This window comes from Bhargavaea massiliensis (assembly GCF_050480245.1).
Taxonomy (GTDB): Bacteria; Bacillota; Bacilli; order Bacillales; family Anoxybacillaceae; genus Anoxybacillus.
The window spans coordinates 1-25,234 of the sequence record NZ_JBCNEQ010000001.1; the positions used below are offsets into that span (position 1 = coordinate 1).

The 25,234-nt window shown below is 44.1% G+C and carries 22 protein-coding genes and 3 pseudogenes; 7 read left to right on the forward strand and 18 right to left on the reverse strand.

Features of this window, described 5'->3' with window-relative positions; translation table 11 throughout:
* Positions 1 to 199 precede the first annotated feature (199 nt).
* Positions 200 to 1,349, reverse strand: a pseudogene (locus ABEV15_RS00005) (IS256 family transposase).
* A 239-nt stretch (positions 1,350 to 1,588) separates the two neighbouring features.
* Between ABEV15_RS00005 and ABEV15_RS00010 the strand changes: the two are divergent.
* The gene (locus ABEV15_RS00010) at positions 1,589 to 3,760 is read left to right on the forward strand and encodes a YhgE/Pip domain-containing protein (RefSeq protein WP_498852039.1); all 2,172 of its coding nucleotides are present in this window, start codon (positions 1,589 to 1,591) and stop codon (positions 3,758 to 3,760) included.
* Between the two features lie 118 nt (positions 3,761 to 3,878).
* On the opposite strand, the pseudogene ABEV15_RS00015 reads toward ABEV15_RS00010, so the two are convergent.
* A pseudogene (locus tag ABEV15_RS00015) lies at positions 3,879 to 5,347 on the reverse strand (IS1182 family transposase).
* A gap of 80 nt (positions 5,348 to 5,427) precedes the next feature.
* Positions 5,428 to 6,543: a TIGR04053 family radical SAM/SPASM domain-containing protein gene (locus tag ABEV15_RS00020; RefSeq protein ID WP_498852040.1), complete on the reverse strand. Its 1,116-nt coding sequence runs from the start codon at positions 6,541 to 6,543 to the stop codon at positions 5,428 to 5,430.
* Between the two features lie 186 nt (positions 6,544 to 6,729).
* On the opposite strand from ABEV15_RS00020, the gene ABEV15_RS00025 reads away from it, so the two are divergent.
* Positions 6,730 to 6,936 (forward strand): CDGSH iron-sulfur domain-containing protein, encoded by a 207-nt coding sequence (locus ABEV15_RS00025; RefSeq protein WP_009373835.1) that lies wholly within the window; start codon positions 6,730 to 6,732, stop codon positions 6,934 to 6,936.
* A 31-nt stretch (positions 6,937 to 6,967) separates the two neighbouring features.
* On the opposite strand, the gene ABEV15_RS00030 is transcribed toward ABEV15_RS00025, so the two are convergent.
* Genes ABEV15_RS00030 through ABEV15_RS00040 form a run of 3 tightly spaced genes read right to left on the reverse strand, consistent with a single transcriptional unit; the run spans position 6,968 to position 9,026 of the window.
* The gene (locus ABEV15_RS00030) at positions 6,968 to 7,285 is read right to left on the reverse strand and encodes an iron-sulfur cluster biosynthesis family protein (protein ID WP_498852041.1); all 318 of its coding nucleotides are present in this window, start codon (positions 7,283 to 7,285) and stop codon (positions 6,968 to 6,970) included.
* An 11-nt stretch (positions 7,286 to 7,296) separates the two neighbouring features.
* Positions 7,297 to 8,082, reverse strand: a complete 786-nt coding sequence (locus ABEV15_RS00035) for an SDR family NAD(P)-dependent oxidoreductase (protein ID WP_498852042.1) — start codon at positions 8,080 to 8,082, stop codon at positions 7,297 to 7,299.
* On the reverse strand, positions 8,079 to 9,026 hold the full coding sequence (locus ABEV15_RS00040) for an MBL fold metallo-hydrolase (RefSeq protein ID WP_498852043.1): 948 nt from the start codon (positions 9,024 to 9,026) through the stop codon (positions 8,079 to 8,081). Before ABEV15_RS00040 ends, ABEV15_RS00035 begins: the two co-directional genes overlap by 4 nt.
* A gap of 437 nt (positions 9,027 to 9,463) precedes the next feature.
* Here ABEV15_RS00040 and proI point away from each other — a divergent pair, with 437 nt between their 5' ends.
* Both proI and namA read left to right on the forward strand, forming a co-directional pair.
* Positions 9,464 to 10,285 (forward strand): pyrroline-5-carboxylate reductase ProI, encoded by an 822-nt coding sequence (gene proI / locus ABEV15_RS00045; RefSeq protein ID WP_004889647.1) that lies wholly within the window; start codon positions 9,464 to 9,466, stop codon positions 10,283 to 10,285.
* A 71-nt stretch (positions 10,286 to 10,356) separates the two neighbouring features.
* Complete coding sequence (gene namA / locus ABEV15_RS00050; RefSeq protein WP_498852044.1) at positions 10,357 to 11,355, forward strand: NADPH dehydrogenase NamA; 999 nt, start codon at positions 10,357 to 10,359, stop codon at positions 11,353 to 11,355.
* 36 nt (positions 11,356 to 11,391) lie between these two features.
* Here namA and ABEV15_RS00055 read toward each other — a convergent pair whose 3' ends face one another.
* Together ABEV15_RS00055 and rnz are read right to left on the reverse strand one after the other, a co-directional pair.
* Complete coding sequence (locus tag ABEV15_RS00055; protein WP_498852045.1) at positions 11,392 to 11,709, reverse strand: CHY zinc finger protein; 318 nt, start codon at positions 11,707 to 11,709, stop codon at positions 11,392 to 11,394.
* Positions 11,709 to 12,644, reverse strand: coding sequence for a ribonuclease Z (gene rnz / locus ABEV15_RS00060; RefSeq protein WP_429635000.1), 936 nt, complete (start codon positions 12,642 to 12,644; stop codon positions 11,709 to 11,711). The genes ABEV15_RS00055 and rnz overlap by 1 nt, the downstream gene beginning before the upstream one ends.
* A 119-nt stretch (positions 12,645 to 12,763) precedes the next feature.
* Here rnz and zwf point away from each other — a divergent pair, with 119 nt between their 5' ends.
* Both zwf and ABEV15_RS00070 read left to right on the forward strand, forming a co-directional pair.
* Positions 12,764 to 14,251, forward strand: coding sequence for a glucose-6-phosphate dehydrogenase (gene zwf / locus ABEV15_RS00065; RefSeq protein ID WP_429634999.1), 1,488 nt, complete (start codon positions 12,764 to 12,766; stop codon positions 14,249 to 14,251).
* Between the two features lie 13 nt (positions 14,252 to 14,264).
* Positions 14,265 to 14,876 (forward strand): cyclase family protein, encoded by a 612-nt coding sequence (locus tag ABEV15_RS00070; protein WP_429632625.1) that lies wholly within the window; start codon positions 14,265 to 14,267, stop codon positions 14,874 to 14,876.
* Between the two features lie 38 nt (positions 14,877 to 14,914).
* On the opposite strand, the gene gnd is transcribed toward ABEV15_RS00070, so the two are convergent.
* From gnd to ABEV15_RS00085, 3 genes are all read right to left on the reverse strand, one after another.
* Positions 14,915 to 16,324, reverse strand: a complete 1,410-nt coding sequence (gnd, locus tag ABEV15_RS00075) for an NADP-dependent phosphogluconate dehydrogenase (RefSeq protein ID WP_498852046.1) — start codon at positions 16,322 to 16,324, stop codon at positions 14,915 to 14,917.
* A gap of 64 nt (positions 16,325 to 16,388) precedes the next feature.
* Complete coding sequence (locus ABEV15_RS00080; protein WP_498852047.1) at positions 16,389 to 16,856, reverse strand: chemotaxis protein CheW; 468 nt, start codon at positions 16,854 to 16,856, stop codon at positions 16,389 to 16,391.
* A 4-nt stretch (positions 16,857 to 16,860) separates the two neighbouring features.
* Complete coding sequence (locus tag ABEV15_RS00085) at positions 16,861 to 17,985, reverse strand: M20/M25/M40 family metallo-hydrolase (protein WP_498852048.1); 1,125 nt, start codon at positions 17,983 to 17,985, stop codon at positions 16,861 to 16,863.
* Positions 17,986 to 18,273: 288 nt separating this feature from the next.
* Between ABEV15_RS00085 and prli42 the strand changes: the two genes are divergently transcribed.
* Complete coding sequence (gene prli42 / locus ABEV15_RS00090) at positions 18,274 to 18,369, forward strand: stressosome-associated protein Prli42 (protein ID WP_009373849.1); 96 nt, start codon at positions 18,274 to 18,276, stop codon at positions 18,367 to 18,369.
* A gap of 30 nt (positions 18,370 to 18,399) precedes the next feature.
* On the opposite strand, the gene ABEV15_RS00095 is transcribed toward prli42, so the two are convergent.
* The 7 genes and pseudogenes from ABEV15_RS00095 to lpdA all read right to left on the reverse strand — a co-directional run bounded on the left by ABEV15_RS00095 (position 18,400) and on the right by lpdA (position 25,222).
* Complete coding sequence (locus ABEV15_RS00095; RefSeq protein WP_498852049.1) at positions 18,400 to 18,903, reverse strand: L,D-transpeptidase; 504 nt, start codon at positions 18,901 to 18,903, stop codon at positions 18,400 to 18,402.
* Between the two features lie 50 nt (positions 18,904 to 18,953).
* A complete protein-coding gene (locus ABEV15_RS00100) occupies positions 18,954 to 19,892 on the reverse strand; it encodes an aromatic acid exporter family protein (protein ID WP_429632659.1) in 939 nt (312 codons plus the stop codon).
* A gap of 68 nt (positions 19,893 to 19,960) precedes the next feature.
* Positions 19,961 to 20,422, reverse strand: a pseudogene (locus ABEV15_RS00105) (cobalamin-dependent protein); the annotation flags it as partial.
* A gap of 68 nt (positions 20,423 to 20,490) precedes the next feature.
* Positions 20,491 to 21,789, reverse strand: a complete 1,299-nt coding sequence (locus tag ABEV15_RS00110; protein WP_498852050.1) for a dihydrolipoamide acetyltransferase family protein — start codon at positions 21,787 to 21,789, stop codon at positions 20,491 to 20,493.
* A 12-nt stretch (positions 21,790 to 21,801) separates the two neighbouring features.
* Positions 21,802 to 22,785: an alpha-ketoacid dehydrogenase subunit beta gene (locus ABEV15_RS00115; protein ID WP_064220647.1), complete on the reverse strand. Its 984-nt coding sequence runs from the start codon at positions 22,783 to 22,785 to the stop codon at positions 21,802 to 21,804.
* Between the two features lie 2 nt (positions 22,786 to 22,787).
* On the reverse strand, positions 22,788 to 23,786 hold the full coding sequence (locus ABEV15_RS00120; protein WP_429632639.1) for a thiamine pyrophosphate-dependent dehydrogenase E1 component subunit alpha: 999 nt from the start codon (positions 23,784 to 23,786) through the stop codon (positions 22,788 to 22,790).
* Between the two features lie 14 nt (positions 23,787 to 23,800).
* The gene (gene lpdA, locus ABEV15_RS00125; RefSeq protein WP_498852051.1) at positions 23,801 to 25,222 is read right to left on the reverse strand and encodes a dihydrolipoyl dehydrogenase; all 1,422 of its coding nucleotides are present in this window, start codon (positions 25,220 to 25,222) and stop codon (positions 23,801 to 23,803) included.
* Positions 25,223 to 25,234: the final 12 nt, after the last annotated feature.

Sequence of the window (25,234 nt, forward strand, 5' to 3'; positions counted from 1 at the left end):
TTACTTACATTCTACAGGAAAAGTGCTCTTTTTTCTATGTTTCTATGGATATTATTGGTTAATCAACACACGTGATAGGGTATCTCTGAAATAGATTTAGAATAGAGGGAGACTAGTTTCCTCCACACAAGAGACTGAATATTCAGTCTCTTGTGTGGAAAGGGAGAATCCCCTTATCTCATTTATTTACAGTATTTGGTTAATTGTAACGTTCTTCAAACATTCGTTGAAGGGCTTCATGCGCTTCGGCAAATCCTCGTAACTTTCTCCCTGCCCATTTCTCATTAAAATCTTGGATGGTCAAATACACGACTTTTTCAGCGGCTTCTAAACTACTCAAACTGTTCATCGGCTTTAGGCGTTTCCGAATCTCCTTGATCGTTCGTTCGATGGCATTCGTCGTGTAAATCACACTTCGAATACTGCTTGGATAATCCATAAATGTAAGGAGGACATCCAACTCATTGGCCCAAGATTGGACTTCTCTCGGGTACTTGCTGGACCATTTCGACTCAAACTGTTGAAACATCTGTAACGCTATCTTCTTATTCGGTGCGCGATAAATCAGTTTGAGATCCTCTGCCACTTCAAATTGATCTTTTTTCCGAACACGATGTAAGGTATTACGTACTTTGTGAACGACACAACGCTGCACATCGGCTTTCGGATAAACCGAGCGAAAAGCTTCCCCCAGCCCCGGAAGACCATCAAATATGCCCAGAAGCACTTCCTTGACGCCGTATTGAAGAATTTCCTGCCATACATAGGCGCTTTCTTGTCCTCCCACAAAGAAATCAAGAATTTCGCGATATCCTTCTTCGTTCACCCCTAACACCACATAAATGACTTCTTTCTCCACGGTTTCGCGACGAAGTTTTACGTATAAACCATCCAAATATAAGACGGAATAACGCTTGTGCAGTGGACGAGTGTGCCATTTCTCGATGTCTTCCTTCACTACATCGGTGATACGGCTGATCGTTGCAGGAGAATAGGCATTGCCTAAAATTCGTTCAATAAACTTGCCAATTTCACGCGTGCTCATGCCACTTTAATACATCCTGATGATGGCTTCCTCAGCCGGTGTGGCGTTGGTAAGGAGCGAACAATTGGGTTTGAAATTCTCCGTTTCGGTCTCTTGGGACCAAAAGACCTTCAATCCGGCCATATTGTGTATCTAGATTTCGTTGATAGTAGCCGTTTCTCATATTGGATGTGTCCGCCTGTTCGATTTCGAGGAAATGTTTGATTTCTTCCCGCATGATCAGTTCTAATTTTTCCTTTACAAACTGACGAATGACACTTTCCAGTTGATTTGCCCAGTCGACATTCGGTATACTTTTAGACATAGGTAGGGTTCTCCTTTCTCTGGAATGTGTTGTGGTCCAAATCAGAGAATACCCTACCTTTTTTCTTTTGGTCTAGCAAAATGCTTTACACAAAATTTTATACATCATCTGCTGGTTAGCCAGCAGTTTTTTTGTAAACATACCGTGCTCGTTTCCAATCCGCCGCTTATGTTTAGTTTTTTTTCATTGGTTTATACTAACAAAAGCAGTTTAATCACACTGAAGGGAAGTTGAGGTTCGTGAAAAAGATATGGAATCTTTATGTTCACGATATGAAGCAAATAGCAACAAACTGGGTAGCGGCGGTATTGGTAGGCGGATTGCTTCTTCTGCCATCGCTTTATGCGTGGGTGAATATCGAAGCTTCTATTGATCCGTATGCCAACACGAGAAACATTAAAGTAGGAATTGTCAATGAAGACAAAGGGGCAAAAATTCAAGGACATGCGTTTAACGCCGGAAAAGAAATTGTTAGGGCGCTACGAAACAATCATGACTTAGGCTGGAAATTTGTTAGCAAACAAGAAGGAATGAAAAACGTCCGCTATGGCGATTATTTTGCGACGATCGTCATTCCAAGCGATTTTTCAAAAAAATTGGCTACCATTGTGCAAGATAGGCCGGAGCAGGCCGTCATTCATTACCATGAAAATGACAAAAAGAACGCGATTGCGCCGAGAATCACATCCAAAGGAGCAAGCACCATCACCGAGCAAGTAAGCGATCAATTTGTCGCTGTTGTCAACAGCGTTTTGTTTTCTATCTTTCATGAAGCGGGGGTGGCATTAGAACAACAGCTGCCAGATATTCGCCATTTTGAGACCCTGATTTTTCAGCTGCAGACGAAGCTGCCGGAAATCAAGCGGCTGTTAAACCAATCGATGTCCGACGCGAAAGAGGCGGAACGGCTCGTCAATAAAGTGGAAAAAACGTTTCCCGAAGCGAAACGGATCGTCAACAGCGGCATTGCGTTTCTTGATGAAATGAATCAGTTTTTCACGAAAGCGGAAGCAAAAACAAAGACATTGACGCCGCAAATCACGGAAAATTTGCGTACGCTGCAGCAAATCGCCATGTCCATCTATGCCGTAACTAACAAGCTGCAAGAAAACCTTTCCCTTGCCCAGCAGCGGCAATGGCTTTCCGACGTCCAGAGCATGGCCGCAGCTGGGGAACAAATGGCAGATGAAGCGCAAACACAGCTTCGCATATTCAATAACATGATCGAAAAGCGAGCTTTCTCTCGCACGGCTTCCGCCAATATGGAACAATTGTCCGGCCGTCTGACAGGCATAAAATCTAATTTAAGAGAAGCACAACGCCTTGCCAAGTTAGCGTACGAGCAAAGTGAAAACGGGGCGCAGCTAGGCAACCATCTTCTCACCGACCTAAATGAGCGGGCGGCAGCTGCGGTAAAGCAAGTCGATCGGGTAATGAATGAATACGAGCAACATATCGCACCACTCATGAAAGAAAAAATGAACGAAACGAAGCAGACGCTTCAAGACGCCCACCGCATACTCGCGGACATCGCCAACACCATTCTGGAATTAGAGCGGTTTCTTCAGCACGCCGGCAGCGGTCTCAAGCAGGGGGAAGAAATGTTGCAGACGGCAAACGATCAGTATCCGTTTCTTGCGCGGAAAGTCAACGATATCGCTTCCTTTCTTGTAAAATTGAAAAAAGAGACAAACATCTACGACATCATTCGTTTATTAAAAAATGATCCAAGAGCAAAAGGTGAATTTTTGGCCCATCCCGTCGACTTAAAGACGCATAGATTGTTTCCGCTTCCGAACTATGGATCGGGGATGAACCCGTTTTATACCGTCTTGTCCATATGGGTGGGCTGTCTGCTGTTAGTGTCGTTGCTTTCTACCGAACCTTATGAGGCAGAAGGGTATACCAGCAGAGAAATTTATTTTGGCCGGCTGCTGACGTTTTGGACATGCAGCAGTATTCAGGCGCTTATTGTCACGTTAGGAGATGTATCTCTTTTAAAGAATATTTATATTCATGACCCCGGCTGGTTCATCCTCTTTGGGCTGTTATGCAACTTTGTGTTTATTGTCATTGTCTTTACGCTCGTATCAGTATTCAGCGACGTCGGCAAGGCGCTGGCCATCGTCCTGCTCGTTTTCCAAATCGCTGGAGCAGGGGGGACGTATCCGGTTCAGCTTATTCCGGAATTTTTCCAAAACATCAACCCGTTTTTGCCGTTTACGTATGCGATTGATTTGATGCGCGAAGCAGTCGGCGGCATTGTGTGGGGAAAAGTGAAAAACGATGCGGTTCGTCTCATGATGTTTGCCGTCCTGGCTCTCTTATTAGGTACGCTTCTGAAAGAACCGTTGAACAAATACATGCATTCGCTGCATGCGAAAGCGAAAAAAAGCGGATTGTTTCATTAAACTATGCGACATAGGCAAAATGACCGCCTGGCTTTTTTGTTTATATCCGATGACGCCATCGATGGGAAACAGAAACAGCCAGCGCGGATATGGACGCTGTTTTAAAAAAATAGATTCGTTACGGCGGAAGGCACGGATTTGATTCGTGCCTCAGACTGTTGACAAAATGGTTGTAAGACAGTTGTTTTGAAACCATTTTGTTCCATTTTGATATTTGTTTTGCTTGATGAACTGACGAAAATAACGACATACATAAGTGAAAAAGAGGAGAGGCGCCCATTCCCCATAGGCAGTTTGCTAATTTCTTTAAATTCATCGCAGCACAAACAAGCATCGCCTGCATCTGGTTTCTTTCCAATCCACGGTAATTTGTCCAGCGCAGACCATGCTTCTCTTTCAAATCTGCAAAATTTCGTTCGATTGTCTCTTTTCTTCGTTCATACAACTCCCGATGCTCCGGCACATATCGTAAATGCTCGGCTTCTTCATAGTAAGTATGGCTTTTGCTTTCTGTGCATCTTTCTAGATAAGGACACGTCTTGCACACAGATGGATCGGATTTATATTCCCGATAACCTTCCCGATTCGTTGTTGAATAAGATAACACTTGGTTATTTGGACAAAGGTAACAATCAAAATGTTCGTCATATGCAAATTCAGATTTCCGAAAGAACCCATCTTTCGTTTTTGGACGAGTGTATGGCCAAATCGGATCAATCCCTTGTTCTAATAGGTATTTCGCAATGGCTGGCGTCTTGTATCCTGCATCGATGCACACGTCTTTTGGGCGCTGCTTCACTTCCTGTTTGACACGTTCAAACAGTTCGAAAAAGGCTTGACTATCATGCACGTTTGCCGCTGTGACATAGGATTGAAGGATCCAGCCATGGCGATCACAGGCCGTATGATAGGAGTAAGCAAATACTCGTTCGCGTTCATTTTTCACAAACATCCCACTCTCGGGATCTGTCTTACTGATTTTCACTTCTCGTTTTTTTCTGTTTCTGGCGGTAGTGGAGATTTTCCGTGTGCGATGCGGTCTCGTTCAATCTCTTTTTCCAATTCCTCTTGATACGCTTTCGCTTCGACTTCTGCCACTTCGGTGTTGAATTTTCTTTTGTTTGCACTCGCCTTCACATGGGTAGAATCAACAAATACGACACTTGGATCCACCAGCCCGTGTTGAAAGGCTTCTTCTAAGATTCTTGAAAAGATCTTTTGAAAGACGTCTGTCCCTGCAAAACGTCGTGCGTAGTTTTTGCTTGGAGTCGAATGATGTGGGACAGGATCATGAAGACTCAATCCTAAAAACCATCGATAGACTACGTTTGTTCGAATTTGTTCCACCGTTTCACGCATCGAACGAATGCCGAAGATATAACGGATCAAGTACATTTTGAACAACACAACCGGATCAATACTTGGTCGTCCATGGTCGGGTGAGTATAGATCTTTGACGATGTCGTAAATAAAAGAGAAGTCAATCGCTTTTTCTAGCTTACGCACAAGGTGATCCCCGAGAACAAGGTCATCAATCTTTACCGTTGTTTCCACATGTCTACGATCTTCTTGATGACGTTGAAGCATCCGATTCCCCCCTCTCCTATACCCTTGTACCTATATATTAAAACAGCTTGTCGACTTTGTCGACAAGCTGAAAGGGTTGGCTATTCGCCGACCTTTTCTTTTTGACGCCACGCTTTCGGAATGTAAATACAATATGGCTCACTCGCTAAGTAGTCGCCTGTAACCGCGTACGCTCTAGAACGCGATCCGCCACAAACGTAGCGAAATTCACACACGCCACATTTTCCTTTATATCCGTCTGGATTTCTTAACTGTTTGAAAATCAGAGAATGGCGATAAATGTATGATAGCGGTTGTTCGCGTACATTTCCTGCTTTTACAGGCAACAATCCGCTCGGATATACATCGCCAATATGGGAAATAAATACAAAGCCATTTCCGTCGTTTACTCCTTTTGGGGCACGTCCTAGCCCATCTACTTGCCCGGTCAGCCCTTTCATTAACACGTCTTCATAACGAATAGCTTGATCAATTTGTTGCTCTCGCATTTTTTGTTGCAATACAACGCGTCGATAATGTTGTCCTGCAGTCGTTTTAATATCAAACGGTACACGTTTACTCGTTTCATAAAGCCAACGAAACACTTTTTCATGCTCAACGGGTGAAATCATATCCGTCTCTTTCCCCCTGCCTGTCGGTACGAGAAAAAATACGCTCCAAAGCACACATCCAAGCTTTTCAACAAGTTGCACCATTTCATCAAGAACATGAACGTTATAACGAGAGATGACTGTATTTATTTGAATGGGAATGTCGAGTTCGTGTAAATATTGAATCGCTTTCATCGTTAAGTCGAACGAGCCAGGTGTTCCGCGAAAGTGATCGTGAATTTGGGCGTTTGGTCCATCTAAACTAAACGCCCATCGCGCTAAGCCGACTTCTTTTGCTTTTCGGATCGCTTCCTTCGTTACGTTTGGTGTGGCACTTGGCGTCATCGATACACGAAGTCCTTTATCAATCGCATATTTAGCAATATCGTACACATCTGGACGCATAAGCGGATCGCCACCTGTGAACACGAGAAGAGGTTGATCCATTTCACAAATGTCATCAATAAGTTGTTTTCCCTCTTCAAACGTTAATTCACGTGGGTCACGATGATATTGCGCTTCGGCCCGACAATGAAGACAGTTGAGCTGACATGCCCGTGTTAACTCCCATATAACGATAAATGGATTTTGATGAAAATCACGCATTTTGATCCCTCCGATTCAATCACTACTTTCCATTGTACAAGAAGGAATATTTATATCATGTGACATTGATCACAAAAAATCACATCCATTTATCTTGTCACTGTTCTGACAAATATGCACGTCCTTGCATTTCTAATATAAAATAGATAGTATATACGATATAAGGTATACAAGGAGGTGGAATATATGGCAAAAGTACAAATTAAAGTGATGGATAATGGTTCATTTCGTGTAACCGGCGATGTTGAATTAATTGACATGGAAGGAAACAAGTTTGAAACAAAAGAAACGTTTTCTCTCTGTCGTTGCGGGCTCTCACAAAACATGCCGTTTTGTGATGCAGCCCATAAAGGAAAATTTCAATCAGTCGTTCGCGCCCCGAAAAACGAATAAGCCCGGCTTTTATTCCGGGCTTTTTTATTTTTTAGCGCTCAACCAGTGACATGCGCGGATTCAATATTTGATTTGGACTTTTTAATTGAAAACACCCTGCCCCATCGACAACGTCAAGCGTCATTTGATCATCGAAAAAAATGAGCTGATGTTTTTCCATCCAAATGGGTACATCGTTTGTTTCGATCGCTACATCATGCTCATCTAGTTCATCGATGAGCAACAAAACAGGCACTCCATTTACGGCACATCCGCAACCATCTGTATCGTATATGAGTTTCACATGTTTATTTCCTTGAACACGACGAAGATGTTCAATCGCTCGTTCCGTGATCGTGATTTTCACCATTTACACCTCGCTTACTTTTTTAAAAATGCTTGTTTGCCGATTTTTTCAATGAGCGATGGAAATAGTTGATATATACGACTTCCCATATGCATCCAAAACGGCAAGTTCACTTCACGCGTTGGAGTAAGCATCGCATCAACGACGCGCTTTGCGACAAATTCCGGGCGAAGCATCCATCGCTTTACGTTCTTTACATATTCCCCAGACGTATCAGCGACAGTAAAAAAGTTCGTTTCGATTGGTCCAGGGTTTACAGCTGTCACATAAATGCCATACATGGACGCTTCCATTCGTAAACTATTTGTAAATCCGAGCACAGCATGTTTTGTCGCCGCATATACGCTCGATTTCGGCGTGGCAATTTTTCCTGCTTGCGATGCGATATTAATAATATGACCCGATCGTTTTTCCATCATATGCGCATACACTTTTTTCGTACAAGCGATCAATCCGAGCACATTGACATCAAACATTTGCTTCGCTTCCGAGAGATCGATATGTTCGACATAACGAAACACACCAAAACCAGCATTATTGACAAGAATATGTACATCAATAGAAGCAAGCAAACGATCAAATACAGCGTCTACTTCTTTTTCGTTACTAACATCTAACTGCTCATATAAGCAAGAAATACTGTACGTTTGTTCAATCTGTTGCGCAATTTGCGCTAGCTTTTCTTTTGAACGTGCGAGCAATATCGGTGTTCCACCGCACTTAGCTACTTCGTATGCAATTTGTTCACCAATGCCACTCGATGCTCCTGTAATAACAACGTATTTCCCTTTCAGTTTCATGATCTCACCGCTTCGTACATATATATTTGATCAACTTTTTCTTTTTTCACTGCACCTATTGCCTCTAAATAGTCCAGTTGGCCAATCGTTTCAGACATCGTCAATAAAAATTCCCGTTCATATACGGTTGGAAAAAGCGCTCGGCATACGTCAAATGCCGTCATCGGCTTTTCGCTCAGCAATTGCCACACGTACTGTGCACGTTCTTTTTGTTTTTCAAGCCGATTGTCAATAAGCGGTGCGACATCCGTCACATCTTCCCCATGTCCCGTAACAATTGTTGTAATGTCGTACTGGAGTAGTTTTTTTAATGAATCATTATATTGCAAAAGTGGCTTCGGTCGTTCCTTTTCACCAATTTCAGGCGGCTCTAACAGCGGATTCGATGAAATGGTTGCTAATAGATGATCTCCTCCGATCATCAGACCGTCCGCTTCACGATACAACACGATGTGACTTTGCGCATGACCTGGCGTTTCGATAACTATCCAGCCTTCGATCACATCCCCTTCTTTTACTTCTTGTGTGAGCGAGCGCTCGCACGAAAAGCGAAGAGAACGCCGAAAGTTTCCTAGTTTCGTCACACCCTCTTCACCAACGCCACACTCGATTAAAAATTGTTCGAAATATTGTTGGTGCCACGAAAAAAAAGCAGCATCTTTCGCAATCCAAGGGGCGGCTTTCCGATGACCAATGACGGGAATGGTCGAAGGTAAATAATCAAGTAATCCAACATGATCCGGATGGTGATGTGTAATGATCACTTGTTCAATATCTGTCGGTTGGTAGCCGATGTTCTGCAATTCACGAACGAACACATGCCATGCTTCTTCCGTTTTTACACCCGCATCGATGAGCGTTAAACGATCCCCTTCGATAATATACATGTTCACATCCCCAACGGCAAATGGCGTTGGGACGACAATACGATGCAACTGTTCCATTTTTCTGACTCCTTCATTATATCATCATAACTTTTCGTTTCGTCTGTTTATCAGTTTACACTTATTTTCTTTGTTTGTCATTTATTTTTATTTATTTATTAAAAAATTCAGAAAATAAAATCGTGAAACCTATTGACAACACGCTTGTTTTTCATGCATAATTGCAAACAAATCATATATGTACGAAGCGATGACTAGGGCCAGTACATGATAAACGGTAAAAGAGAGTGAAACCCGTTGGCTGAAAGGTTTCATTACCCTCTTTATCATGGAACCTACCCTATGAGCTGTTAGGCAAACCTAACCGTCTTGCCGACGATACCGGCATAAGAGGTGGGCACATTGTGCCAACAAAGGTGGTACCGCGGAAATAAAGACCTTTCCGTCCTTTATCGGACGAAAGGTCTTTTTTATTTTGGAGAGGAGGAGGAGAAAGTATGACAATCACGTTTCTCGGTGCAGGATCGATGGCAGAAGCACTTATTTCTGGGGTGACACAAACGTTATATAAGCCAGAGCAAATGATCGTAACGAATCGCTCTCGAATGGAACGACTGACATATATGCAACAAACATACGGGGTACGAATCGACACAGATAAAGCAAAAGCAGTAAAAGAAGCTCATATCGTGATTTTAGCGATGAAGCCAAAAGACGTTGCGGATAGCTTGACGTCGATCAAACATGCATTTAACGAACAGCAACTTATTATTTCATTGCTTGCAGGAGTAACAACCGATACAATTGCATCGCTCATTGGAAAACAAATGCCTGTCATTCGCGCCATGCCAAACACATCAGCGGCGATCGGGCAATCCGCCACAGCGTTAGCAAAAGGTACCTATGCAACAGCTGAACATCTACACATGGCAAAAGAGCTATTTGAAACAGTCGGAATCGTTACGATTGTTGATGAGCAGCATTTACACGCAGTGACAGGGTTATCCGGCAGCGGACCAGCGTACGTTTACTATTTAGTTGAAGCGATGGAAAAAGCAGCGGATGAAATCGGGCTTGAACGCGATATTGCCAAAGAGCTTATTTTACAAACAATTATCGGCGCGGCCCATATGTTAAAAGCAACGAACAAACATCCGTCTGTTTTGCGCAAAGAAGTGACAAGTCCAGGCGGAACGACAGAAGCAGGCATCGGCGTGCTTGAGCGTTATCGCTATCAAGAAGCGATGATTGCCTGTATTAAACGAGCGACCGAACGTTCAAAAGAACTCGGTGAGGCACTGTTTTCCTCCGTTCAATAAGGCAAATTGTTTTTCTTTTCCAAACGGACGTGGTATCATTCGTAATGAAAGATACGACGGGAGGGATTCATATGCTCTTTTCACCATATACGATTCGAGACGTCACATTAAAAAACCGCATCGTGATGTCGCCGATGTGTATGTATGCGTGCGATCGCGAAGACGGAACAGTTCACAACTGGCATCTCATTCATTATGCATCTCGTGCTGTCGGGCAAGTCGGACTTATTATTGTTGAAGCGACAGCCGTGACGCCACAAGGACGAATTTCGTCACGCGATTTAGGCATTTGGGATGATGACCATATCGATGGATTGCGTACACTTACCTCACTTGTTCACGAACAAGGCGCCAAAATCGGCATCCAACTTGCCCATGCCGGACGAAAAGCGAACGTTGCTGGGGAAATCTTCGCTCCATCGCCACTTCCGTTCGATGAAACGATGCGTACGCCAAAAGAGATGACGAAAGCCGATATTGAAGAAACGATTCATGCGTTTCAAAACGGCGCACGTCGCGCCAAGGAAGCTGGATTTGATGTCATCGAAATTCACGCTGCTCATGGCTATCTCATTAACGAGTTTTTATCGCCGCTTACAAACAAACGAACAGATGAATACGGGGAAAATCGCTACCGCTTTTTAAGTGAAGTGATTGAAGCGGTAAAAGAAGTATGGAGCGGACCGTTGTTTGTTCGTATTTCTGCTTCTGACTATCACCCAGACGGTTTAACGGTAAACGACTACGTCGAATATGCCAAACGTATGAAAGCGCAAGGTGTTGATCTTATTGATGTGAGCTCTGGCGCTGTCGTTCCAGCAAAAATTGATGCGTATCCAGGTTATCAAGTGCCGTTTGCGGAAACAATTCGCCGTGAAGCAAATGTCGCAACTGGTGCTGTTGGACTTATTACTTCCGGACGGCAAGCGGAAGAAATTTTGCGCAACAACCGCGCCGATTTGATTTTCATCGGGCGCGAACTTCTTCGCAACCCATATTGGCCAAAAACAGCCGCAAACGAACTTGGCATTCAGCTTGAAGCACCGAAACCATATGTCAGAGGGTGGTAAAACACGAAAAAGGATGTCACATCGTGGACATCCTTTTTATACTTCAAAATAATAATGTGCGTGGAGTTGACATCCCGGATTAAACGCCGCGTTGCAATGTGGGCAATGGTAATCGCCCGTCATATATTGTTCAATCGTCAGCTCCGTTTGACAAACACCACATAAAACCGCTCTTTCATAAAAACGCTCTTTCGGCCATACCGCATGCTTGCCACAACCATGTTCTTCATGACAGTACACGCACGGGAAATACGTTTGACAACAATAAAACTTAATCGCAATGACATCACGTTCACTATGGTAATGTACGCATCTCGTCTGTTTGTCGGTGACGTTTCCTTTTACTTCGATCATCACTCATCATTCCCTTTTCTTAGAATCGGAAACGAGGCAAAATCAGACGCCATCGCTACATTCGGAAAAATTGCCTTTGTCTCTTCCAGAAGTTGGTTGCACATTTCCCCTTGATAACGCGAGCTAATATGTGTCAAAATAAGCTGCTTCGCCCCAGCCCGCTTCGCCACCTCAGCCGCTTGCACCGTTGTGGAATGATAGTAATCTCGCGCTAAATGGGCTTCGTTTGCACTAAACGTTGCTTCATGTACGAGCACGTCCACTCCTTCGGCAAGTTCCACACTTGCCTCACAATAACGCGTATCTCCCATAATCGCAATCATACGTCCTTTTTTTGGAGGGGCAACAAATTTTCGTCCATCAATCACCGTTCCATCGTCTAACGTAACGAGCTCTCCACGCTTAATTTGTTGATAAATCGGACCTGGCTTCACCCCAAGTGCGTGCAGCTCGTCAACAAGCAACGTACCCGGCAAATCTTTTTCGACAATTCGAAAACCGTACGAAGGCAACCCGTGATCAAGCAATTTTGCTGTAACAACAAACTGTTCGTCTTCAAATATGACTCCTTCTGTAAACTCTTCAATATACAACTCATATTTCAGTCGCGTACCACTTACCGTTAGTGCTGTTTCGATAAACGAACGAATACCAGCCGGACCATAAACAAAAAGAGGAGTCTCTCCTCCTTGAAATGAGCGACTTCCAAGCAACCCCGGCAAACCAAAAATATGATCGCCATGTAAGTGCGTAATAAAAATGCGCTCAATGCGTCTTGGACGGATAGACGTATGTAAAATTTGATGCTGTGTTGCTTCTCCGCAATCAAATAACCACGTCGCTCCTCTTTCTTCTAACAACTGAAGAGCAATGGCTGATACGTTTCTACCTTTTGATGGGACACCAGAGCCTGTCCCTAAAAACAATAATTCCACGCTACGATCTCCTCTCTTATCTTTCATCAGATAAAACATTTGCGTTTACCACAATAAACCTCTAAAATTACATTATCATGAACCTTTCAAAAAATGAATAAAAGCGAGGTATATGATCCGTGACTGACGTACAACCAAAAGCGACAATTGTAATTTTTGGTGCGACTGGCGACTTAGCAAAACGTAAACTATTCCCATCTATTTATAAACTTTATCAAAAAGGAAAGCTTGCTGAACAGTTTGCGGTTGTTGGTGTTGCCCGTCGTCCACATACTGACGAGTCATTTCGTTCCTATGTAAGAGAAACGATTGAGGAAGCAACGAAACAAGAACTGATTGATGACAAATTTATTTCTCATTTTTACTATCATTCATTAGATGCAACAAATACGCAATCATATGAACAATTAAATGAATTATTAACTCGTGTGGAAGAACAATTTCATATTCCAGGCAACCGCATTTTTTACTTGGCGATGGCACCGGAATTTTTCGGAACGATTACATCGCACTTGAAATCCGAGGGGCTGACGGCCACAAACGGATGGACGCGATTAGTCATTGAAAAACCGTTCGGTCATGATTTACAAAGCGCAAAAAAACTAAATGAAGAAATACGCCAATCGTTTTCAGAGGAGCAAATTTTCCGTATTGACCATTATCTCGGCAAAGAAATGGTGCAAAACATCGAGGTCATTCGTTTTGCGAACGCCATTTTCGAACCGCTCTGGAATAACCGCTTTATTGCCAATATTCAAATTACATCAAGCGAAACGCTCGGTGTAGAAGATCGCGGCCGCTATTATGACCATTCCGGCGCGCTTCGCGATATGGTACAAAACCATATGTTGCAAATGGTTGCCCTTTTGGCAATGGAACCGCCAATTAAGTTAACGACAGACGATATTCGTAGCGAAAAAGTAAAAGTGCTTCGTGCGCTTCGTCCGATGACACACGATGACGTAGAAACATATTTCGTGCGTGGGCAATACGGACGCGGCATCGTGCGCGGGCAACAAGTCGTCGGGTATCGTGAAGAACATAGTGTCGATCCAAACTCCAATACGGAAACATTTGTTGCAGGGAAATTAATGATCGACAACTTCCGCTGGGCAGGTGTGCCGTTTTACATACGAACAGGAAAACGAATGACGGAAAAATCGACGAAAATCGTTGTGCAATTTAAAGATGTGCCGATGAACTTATATTATCGCACAAGCGAACACGTTCATCCGAACTTGCTCGTCATCCATATTCAGCCCGATGAAGGCATTACCCTTCATTTAAACGCGAAAAAAAGCGGCGAAAGCATGAAAACGACGCCAATTAAGCTCGATTACTGCAACAACTGCATCGATGGCATCAATACGCCGGAAGCGTATGAGAAATTGTTATATGACTGCATGCGCGGCGATGCGACAAACTTTACGCATTGGGATGAAGTCGCTGCTTCATGGAGCTTTGTCGACCCAATTTCGGAAGTGTGGGCAAACACAAAAGCGGTGGACTTTCCGAACTACGAAGCAGGCTCGATGGGACCGAAAAAAGCGGATGAACTATTGCAAAAAGACGGCTTCCATTGGTGGCCACTAAACGGAACAATGTAAGGAGGAAACACCTATGAAAATGTACGATGTCACCGCTCCCATTTTCGAAGGGATGCCTGTGTATAAAAACAAACCGGAAAAACAACCGAAACTAACAACCGTCACGAACGATTACGTCACCGAATCGCGCATCGATATGGATGTGCATACAGGCACGCACATTGATGCGCCGCTCCATATGGTAAAAGACGGAGAAACGTTTGAAACGATTCCGCTTGAAAAACTTGTCGGCTACTGCAAAGTATTGGACGTCACACACGTCAACGATCGCATTACAAAAGACGATCTCATCCATTTTGATATTCAAGAGAACGATTTTATCTTATTCAAAACGAAAAATTCGTTCGACGACGCCTTTAACTTTGAATTTATTTACGTTGCTGAAGATGCGGCAACATATTTAGCCGAAAAACGCATTCGCGGCGTCGGCATTGATGCGCTCGGCGTCGAACGCAACCAAACAGGACACCCAACACATAAAACGTTGTTCGGTCACGGCATTATCGTCATCGAAGGACTTCGGCTAAAAGACGTACCAGCAGGCGAATATTGGATGGTTGCCGCTCCGCTTAAACTCGTCGGCACTGACGCTGCTCCAGCGCGCGTATTATTGTTTGAACAATAAACGAACCCCCTAGAGCCATTTGCCCTAGGGGGTTCGTTTTATTTCAGCCATTCCGTATGGAACACGCCTTCTTTGTCGATGCGCTCGTATGTGTGGGCACCGAAGTAGTCGCGCTGGGCTTGGATCAGGTTCGCTGGCAATGTTTCCATCCGGTAGCTGTCGTAGTATGCTAAAGCGCTGGCAAATGCCGGAACCGGGATACCGCGCATCGCTGCTGTTGCGACGATTTCACGGAGCGATTGTTGATAGTTTTCGACGATGTCTTTAAAGTATGGGTCAAGCAATAAGTTTGGCAACGCTGGATCACGGTCGTACGCTTCTTTAATTTTTTGTAAAAATTGTGCACGAATGATGCAGCCGCCGCGGAAAATCATCGCGATATTACCGTATTGTAAATTCCAGTTGTACTCTTCAGATGCGGCCTTCATTTGCGCAAAGCCTTGGGCGTACGAGCAAATTTTGCTCATGTAAAGCGCGCGGCGTACCGCTTCAATAAAGTGCGCACGATCTCCTTCATACGGTTTCACGGCAGGACCAGCTAATAGCTTGCTTGCTTTCACGCGCTCTTCTTTCATCGCCGAAATGAAGCGAGCAAATACCGATTCCGTAATAATCGGAAGCGGGACGCCTAAATCGAGCGCGTTTTGGCTCGTCCATTTCCCTGTTCCTTTTTGTCCTGCTTTGTCTAAAATGACATCGACAAGCGGCTTTCCTGTTTCTTCATCAATTTTCGTGAAAATATCTGCCGTAATTTCGATTAAATAGCTGTCTAATTCCCCTTTATTCCACTCGTCAAACACTTCATGAAGCTCTTGTGCGTTTAAGCCGAGCACATGTTTTAATAAAAAGTACGCTTCGGCAATTAATTGCATATCGCCGTATTCGATGCCGTTATGCACCATTTTTACGTAATGGCCCGCACCGTCTGGACCGATGTACGTTGTGCACGGCTCCCCATCGACTTTTGCCGCGATCGCTTCAAAAATCGGACGAACGAGTTCGTGCGCTTCTTTTTGTCCGCCCGGCATGATGGAAGGACCTTTCAACGCCCCTTCTTCTCCGCCGGAAACGCCTGTACCGATAAAATGAATGCCGAGTTCCGCAAGTTCTTTATTGCGACGTTGTGTATCTTTAAAATACGTATTGCCGCCATCGATGACGATATCGCCTTTTTCTAAATACGGCTTTAATTGTTCAATCGTTGCATCTGTTGCCGCTCCTGCTTTTACCATTAATAAAATTTTGCGTGGCTTCTCAAGTGCGTTAACAAACTCTTCGATGCTATATGTACCGACGATGTTTTTTCCTTCCGCTTCTTGTAAAAACTCGTCCGTTTTTTCACGCGAACGGTTATATACTGCTACCGAATACCCGCGGCTCTCAATATTGAGCGCCAAGTTTTTTCCCATGACCGCTAAACCGATCACACCAATTTGTTGTTTCGCCATAGTAAACGTTCCTTTCTATTTTTGTTTGTTCAACAAAGAACATACCATAATCTTCTTTTCTCGTTCAAGTGTTCTGTTTCTCATTCCTCATATGTTCTTTAATGGTGCTTGCTCCTTCTAAATTGTCAAACAAGATCATCGGGTCAATCACGGTAATGAGTCGATCAGGCAAATTCGCAATACCGATGAAATATGGCGTCTGTTGATAAGCAAGCATATTCACTTGCTTCATCATATGTGGTGGAATATCAATAATTTCTTTTGCATCATCCACGATAAATGCTACATGCATATCCCCCATATGGACGACGATGAGCCGTGTTTTTTCTGTTTCCGTATATGGATGACGATATAAAATTTGCGACGTATCAAGCACGGGAACGATCTCACCGCGAATGCGAACAACCCCAAGCATGTACGAAGGCATGCTTGGAATGAGCGTCGGATGGCTCATCTTTTCAATGGAAACGACATGTTCAACCGGAATGGCGTATTGTTCATTAGACAATTGGAAAACGACGACTTTATTCATCGTTTCACCCCCTCGCAGCCACTTCCTCAATAATAGCGATGACCATTTCAGTTGCTTTGACAAGTTCTTCAATTGGCATACGTTCATTTGTTGTATGGATCTCTTCATAACCGATCGCTAAATTGATCGTTGGAATGCCAAATCCGGCAATGACGTTCGCATCGCTACCGCCACCGCTGCGTAACAACTCATACGGACGACCAATTTTTTCTGCTGCTCGTTTTGCGATTTCAACAACATAATCGCCGTCGCCAAATTTAAATCCTGGATACATCACTTCCACATGAACGTCTGCACGACCACCCATTTGTTCTGCCACACTCTCAAACGCTTCTTTCATTTTTGCGACTTGTGCTTCCATTTTTTCTGGCACAAGGGAACGTGCCTCAGCTAAAATGTCCACGCGATCACATACGATGTTCGTTTGTGTTCCACCTTCAAACCGGCCGATGTTTGCGGTTGTTTCTTCGTCAATGCGCCCAAGCGGCATTTGCGCAATCGCTTTGGCAGCGATTGTAATAGCTGATACGCCGCGCTCTGGGGCAACACCAGCATGCGCTGTTTTTCCGTGAACAGTCACCTTCAACTTCGCTTGCGTTGGAGCAGCTACAATAATTTGTCCGACTTTGCCATCGCTATCTAACGCATAGCCAAATTTCGCTTGAATGAGCGATGGATCGAGCGCTTTCGCCCCAACAAGCCCCGACTCTTCACCAACAGTAATAATAAATTGAATGAGTCCATGAGGGATTTGTTTTTCTTTTAACATGCGGATCGCTTCAAACATCGCAGCAAGTCCCGCTTTATCGTCCGCTCCTAAAATCGTCGTACCATCTGTGACAATGTAACCGTCTTGAATGGACGGTTTTACCCCTTTTCCCGGCACAACGGTATCCATATGAGATGTAAAGTAAATTGGATCGACTCCTTCTTTTGTCGCTGGCAATGTGCAAATTAAATTTCCTGCCCCATGTCCTGTTTGCGCTGTCGTATCATCTTCAATGACGTGCAAACCGAGCGCTTCAAACTTTCCTTTCAACACATCCGCAATCTCGCGCTCATATTTCGTTTCCGAATCAATTTGCACAAGCTCTAAAAATTCTTCGACTAAACGCTGTTCGTTTACCATCATCCATCCTCCTGTGTATGTACTCATCTTTAAGTATAACGGATTTTTACATCGTTTGCGAAACGTATGATTATTTTTCAAAAAAACATATACCGCCAAATAAATGGCGGTATATCAGACTGTTGAAAAATAGGTCCGTAGCCATCGAGGGACAATACTCCTTCTTTTTTGCATTTTGTATGAGTAAAATGTTTGTGGGAGAAAAGGAGAAAAAAAGACAGGTTCTTTCTTTTTATACTTGTTTGTCGATCAGCATGTTTGTACAATAGGTAACAAGAGGTGAAAAAAATGCATTCAAAAAAAGTGCAAAAAATTGTCGTCTATTTAATGCTCGGTTCAATGCTTTTAACATCGTTGCTTGCTGGGTTAAGCATGTGGATATAGAACAAGCTGACCGTATTCGGCCAGCTTGTTCTATTTGAGCGCTCCGTACTTTTTCCCGAGCTGATGAAATGACTCGTTCGTTTTTACGATCGCTACTTTCGTTCCAAGGGGCACGTTTGGGTATAACGCCTCAACATCTCGATTATGCATGCGTACGCATCCTTCAGTAGTATACCGTCCAATTGATGACGGGCGATTCGTTCCGTGAATGCCGTACGTTCGACCGTCTGTCCCGCGCGCATCAAATCCAATCCAGCGCGTGCCAAGTGGGTTATTCGGTGCGCCCCCCGGAATATTTTTTTTCCGATAGTACGGGTTAACCGCCTTCACCGTAACCGTAAATAATCCTTCTGGTGTAAGCGCATTCGTTTTTCCTGTTGCCACACGATATATGCGTTCAATTTTCCCGTTACGAATAAAAGCAAGTTCGTTCTTTTGTTTGTTGACAATGATCATCGGATCGGCAACGCGCGGATTGTCTCCAAGCGGCCAAAGCGGCGAAATAAAAAGAAAAAAAGCAAACAAAAGCGGCATGATCTCACCCTTTTTCAATTATTGTGCATCAAAAAAGAGCGATCATACCGTTATAACTGACTTTTAATGATTAAATATTGCTCCATCTCTTTCAAAAAATGCAAAAGAGCAGCTCGCTCTTCAAATTCTTCGCGCGTTTTCGGCAAAGGCATTTGTTGAAACTGCTTTTTCATTGCCTCAAGCTGTCGAATAAAACGATCTGCTGTATTTCCCGGGTGAATGGCATCGCTTAATTCGTCGATAAAATCGGCAATCATATTGCGTTGCTCGACCGTATATGTCATCGAACTAATGAGCGGCAACATACGCTCAATAATTTCAAATTGCCGTTCGCGAATACGAAAATATCGGTAATAATAATCTTCATTGCGTAAAAAATGGTTTTCAATGTTTTGTAACGCAAGCGCCTTTGCTTGCTTTAACGTATCGCTCGCTAACGCAATTTCTTTTCCGTCCCATAAACTTTCGTTCGTACGTAAATAATGAACAATTTCTTTAAAAATCACGCGAAATAAATCTTCTACAATACGTTGATACTCTTTTAAATCTTTTTCAACGCTCGGCATGTACATATTGACAAGTAAAGCGATACCGATTCCAATAATCATTAACATCACTTCATTATATACGAGATGCCACGTCATTGTTTTAGCCATATATACGTGCAAAATAATAACCGCACTTGTCGCAATCCCTTCAGTTACTTTTAACGAAACGATCGTTGGAATAAAAAACAACAACAACAAACCGATCGAGAGCGGGTGATAACCAAGCCCTTCAAAAAAGAGAAATGAAAACAGCAAGCCGATCAAACCGGCAACAAATCGGGCGCGTGCCGTCTGCAAAGACTTTTTTTTCGTCACTTGAATACAAAGTATTGTAATAATGCCGGCAGAAGCAAAATTTTCAAGATGCAACCATTGGGCAAGCGCAATGGCACTCGCTGTTCCAATCGCTGTTTTCACTGTTCGATAACCAATTTTTAACACAACTATCACACTCCGCCCTCATTATAACATATCCAACCAATATAAAGGGTGCCCATAATGGACACCTTTTACGTTTGCTCATATAAACGAATTAATTGCTGGGCGGCCATTGTGATCGGCTGTTTCCCTTCCATCACAGCGACCGGGATAATCGTACCTGGTCCGAAAATGGCAGCTGCTCCATGTTCATATAAAAATTCGTAATCTTGTGGTGGAATGACCCTACCAACAACGATCATACTATCTTCCCGACCTAATTTTCGCAGCTCTTCAACAAGCTGCGGTAATAACGTTTTATGCCCTGCAGCAAGCGAGCTCATTCCAACGACGTGCACATCGTTTTCAACCGCTTGTCGCGCCGTTTCTTCCGGCGTTTGAAAGAGCGGACCGATATCGACGTCAAACCCTAAATCTGCAAATGCGGTCGCGATCACTTTTGCCCCACGGTCATGCCCATCTTGCCCCATTTTGGCGATTAAAATGCGCGGCCGTCTTCCTTCTAACTCATAAAATTCGTCCGTCATTTTTTTGGCAACGAACAAGTGTAAAATGGATAATATGATGAAAGAGGGGTCCTAAGTGGACACCCTCTTTTCGTTTAATAAATTGGCGTATTGTCTTTCGATATGTTTTCTAAAATTTGTTTCACGCGCGCTAAGAAGCGACCGCAAATTAAGCCGTCTAGGACGCGATGGTCAAGCGATAAGCACAAGTTGACCATGTCGCGAATCGCGATCATGCCGTCTTTCACGACAGGACGTTTGACGATCGATTCGACTTGCAAAATCGCCGCTTGCGGATAGTTAATAATGCCCATCGATTGCACCGATCCGAAAGAGCCGGTGTTATTGACGGTGAATGTACCGTCCTGCATATCTTCTGGACGAAGTTTGCCCGCGCGCACTTTTGCTGCTAATTCCGCGATTTCACGCGCAATGCCTTTAATCGATTTTTCGTCGGCATGTTTAATGACCGGGACGAATAATGCGTCGTCTGTCGCTACCGCAATCGAAATGTTAATGTCTTTTTTCTGCACAATTTTGTCGCCCGCCCACATCGAATTGATTTGTGGGAATTCTTTTAGTGCTTGGGCAACCGCTTTGACAAAGAACGCAAAGTATGTTAAGTTAAAGCCTTCGCGCTTTTTAAATTCATCTTTAATGGAATCGCGGTAAGCGACTAAGTTCGTGACATCGACTTCGACCATCGTCCACGCATGCGGCGCTTCATGTTTACTACGAAGCATATTTATCGCGATTGCTTTTCGGACTGGTGTGACAGGGATTTCGATGTCGCCCGCTTGCACAGGAACGTTCGGTGCTTGTTGTTGTGGTGCCTCTGCTTTTGGTGCGATTTCCTGCTTCGGTACTTCTGCTTGTTGGACCGGCTCGGCGACTTGCTTTGGCGCATCTGCTTTTGGTACGTTACCAGACTCAATGAATTTGAGTAAATCTTTGCGCGTAATGCGACCGTCCATACCTGTTCCTGTCACTTGTGTTAAATCGATGTTATGTTCTTGCGCTAGACGAAGAACAGCTGGCGAATAGCGTCCGCGCTCACCGCCTTGCTTTTTCATCGGTTGTTTATTCGCTTGTTCATTCGTCGGCGGCAATTCGTTTTCCACGCTCGTTTGCTTTTCTTCTACTTGTCCTTCTCCTTCGACTTCAATCGTACAAATGACGGCACCAACAGGCAATGTTTCCCCTTCTTTTGCGATAATTTCTTTAATAACACCAGCAAATGAAGATGGAATTTCTGCATTGACTTTATCGGTCATTACTTCAGCAAGTGGATCGTATTTATTGACGCGATCGCCGACAGATACAAGCCATTGGCTGATCGTTCCTTCCGCTACACTTTCGCCAAGCTGTGGCATCGTGATTTTCTCTATCGCCATCGTCACTCCTCCTTAAAACTGCGCCAATTCACGCATGGCCTTTTCAACTTTATCTGGGTTAACCATAAAGAATTTTTCCATCGTTGGCGCATACGGCATCGCTGGAACGTCTGGACCAGCGAGGCGCATAATTGGCGCGTCTAAGTCAAATAAGCAATGCTCAGCAATAATTGCCGCCACTTCGCTCATGACGCTTCCTTCTTTATTGTCTTCTGTCACAAGCAACACTTTTCCTGTTTTGCTTGCCGCTTCAATAATCGCTTCTTTATCGAGCGGATATACCGTACGCAAATCTAAAATGTGGGCAGAAATGCCTTCTTGCGCCAATTTTTCAGCGGCTTGTAACGCGAAATGAACACATAAACCGTACGTAATGACTGTAATGTCTTCCCCCTCACGTTTAACGTCCGCTTTACCAATTGGTAGCACATAATCATCTGTCGGCACTTTCCCTTTAATGAGGCGATATGCTCGTTTATGCTCAAAAAACAGCACCGGATCCTCATCGCGAATAGCCGCTTTTAATAACCCTTTTACATCGTATGGTGTAGATGGCATGACAATTTTTAATCCTGGTTGATTCGCAAAAATCGCTTCAACGGATTGAGAATGATATAGCGCTCCGTGAACGCCGCCACCATATGGAGCACGAATGACAATCGGGCAGTTCCAATCATTATTTGAACGATAACGAATGCGCGCTGCTTCGGAAATAATTTGGTTTACAGCAGGCATAATGAAGTCGGCAAATTGAATTTCGGCAATTGGGCGCAAACCATACATCGCAGCGCCAATACCGACACCAACGATCGCAGATTCCGCAAGCGGCGTATCAATGACGCGTTCTTCTCCAAATTGATCATATAGCCCTTGCGTTGCTTTAAATACGCCCCCCTTTTTCCCGACATCTTCCCCAAGTACGAATACGCGCGGGTCACGTTCCATTTCTTCGCGAATAGCCATCGTAACGGCATCGATATATGAAATGACAGGCATGTTTATTCCTCCTCTGCGTATACGTATTTCAACGCATGTTCTGGTTCTGCATATGGTGCTTTTTCTGCGTAGTCCGTCGCTTCGTTTACTTGTTTCATGACGCGATCATGAATTTCTTTTTCCAGTTCATCCGTTAATACGCCTACTTCTTTTAAGTAGTTTGCAAATAAGGAAATTGGATCTTTTGATTTTGCTTCGGCAATTTCTTCAGGTGTACGATATGCACGATCGTCATCATCCGACGAATGCGCTGTTAAGCGATAAGCAACCGTTTCAATTAATGTTGGTCCTTCACCGCGGCGTGCACGATCGGCTGCTTCTTTTACGACGCGATATACTTCCAATGGATCTGTACCATCAACAGTATAGCCCGGCATGCCGTAGCCGATAGCACGGTCGGATACTTTTTCACAAGCTAATTGCTTTCCAATCGGAACTGAAATCGCATATTTGTTGTTTTCGCACATAAAAATGACCGGCAATTTATGAACGCCTGCAAAGTTTGCTCCTTCGTGGAAATCGCCTTGGTTAGAAGACCCTTCCCCAAATGTAACAAACGATACGAAGTCTTTTTTCTCCATTTTTGCTGCTAAAGCGATACCGACGGCATGTGGCACTTGCGTTGTAACAGGCGAAGAACCTGTGACGATCCGGTTTTTCTTTTTCCCGAAATGACCTGGCATTTGGCGACCGCCGGAGTTTGGATCTTCCGCTTTCGCAAATGCCGAAAGCATTAATTCTGTCGGTGTCATGCCGAACGTTAATACAACACCCATGTCGCGATAATATGGCAATACGTAATCTTTCGTGCGATCTAAAGCGAATGCTGCTCCTACTTGCGCCGCTTCTTGCCCTTGGCAAGAGATCACGAACGGAATTTTACCTGCGCGGTTTAATAGCCACATCCGCTCGTCAATTTTACGCGCTAACACCATCGTTTCATACATTTGTAAAACGGTTTCATCGCTTAAACCGAGCTGTTTATGACGATTTTCCGCCATCATTCATTCCTCCTTTAAAAATGAATCGCTTTTCCGTCAACAGCAAGCGCCGCTTCCATCATCGCCTCTGACAGCGTTGGATGCGGATGAATCGTATGGGCAATTTCCCACGGTGTCGCATCAAGTACGCGCGCTAAACCAGCTTCAGAAATCATATCCGTTACGTGTGGACCAACCATATGTACACCAAGCAAATCATCTGTTTTTGCATCAGCGACAATTTTTACAAATCCTTCAGCTTCTCCGTATACAAGTGCCTTTCCAATCGCTTTAAATGGGAATTTGCCGACTTTCACGTCATATCCTTTTGCTTTCGCTTCTTCTTCTGTTAAACCAACGCTCGCGGCTTCTGGACGACTGTAAATGCATTTTGGCACCATCGCATAATCAAGTGGGTGAACCTCTTTTCCAGCAAGATGTTCAATGGCGATGATTCCTTCGTGTGAAGCGACGTGAGCAAGCTGTAAACCGCCGATGACATCACCGATCGCGTAAATGTGTTTTTCTTTCGTTTGATAATATTCGTTCGTTTGAATAAACCCTTTTTCGACGGCAATATCAGTATTTTCTAATCCGATGCCTCCAACGTTTGCTTGACGTCCAACAGAGACGAGCATTTTGTCAGCTGTAAACGTTTCGTTTTGTCCGTTCATTTCCGCTTGAATGCTTACGCCATGATCGACAACGAGCGTTTCAGGTAACACTTTCGCTTTTGTGACAATGCGTACACCACGCTGTCTTAATATTTTTTCAATTTCTTTTGACACATCGCGGTCTTCTGTCGGCAAAATGCGATCTGCATATTCAATGACTGTGACCTTTACACCAAAGTCGTTTAACATCGATGCCCACTCGATTCCGATGACACCGCCACCGACAATGATGATAGAAGATGGCAATGTCTCCATTCGTAGCGCTTCATCTGATGTCATGACGAATTGACCGTCGATTGTTAAACCTGGTAATGTGCGCGGACGAGATCCTGTTGCAATGACAACGTATTTCGGTATAAGCATTTCATTTTCTGATCCATCGTTCATCTCCACCGAAATCGTACCTGGCATCGGTGAAAAAATCGAAGGTCCTAAAATGCGCCCTGTCCCTTCATATACATCGATTTTTCCTTTTTTCATCAACATGTGGATACCTTTATGTAGTTGGTCAATAATCGCTTGCTTACGCGCTTGCACTTTCGCGAAATCTAAACGCACATCGCTTGCAAGCACGCCAAACGTTTCGCTTTCTTTTGTTTGGGCGTACACTTCTGCGCTGCGCAATAACGCTTTGCTCGGAATGCATCCTGCATGTAAGCACGTTCCCCCAAGGTTTCCTTTTTCAACGACTGCTGTTTTTAAACCGAGCTGGGTAGCGCGAATCGCAGCGACATATCCGCCTGTTCCGCCGCCAAGTATGACTACATCGTACTCTTTTGCCATCGTTTCATCCCC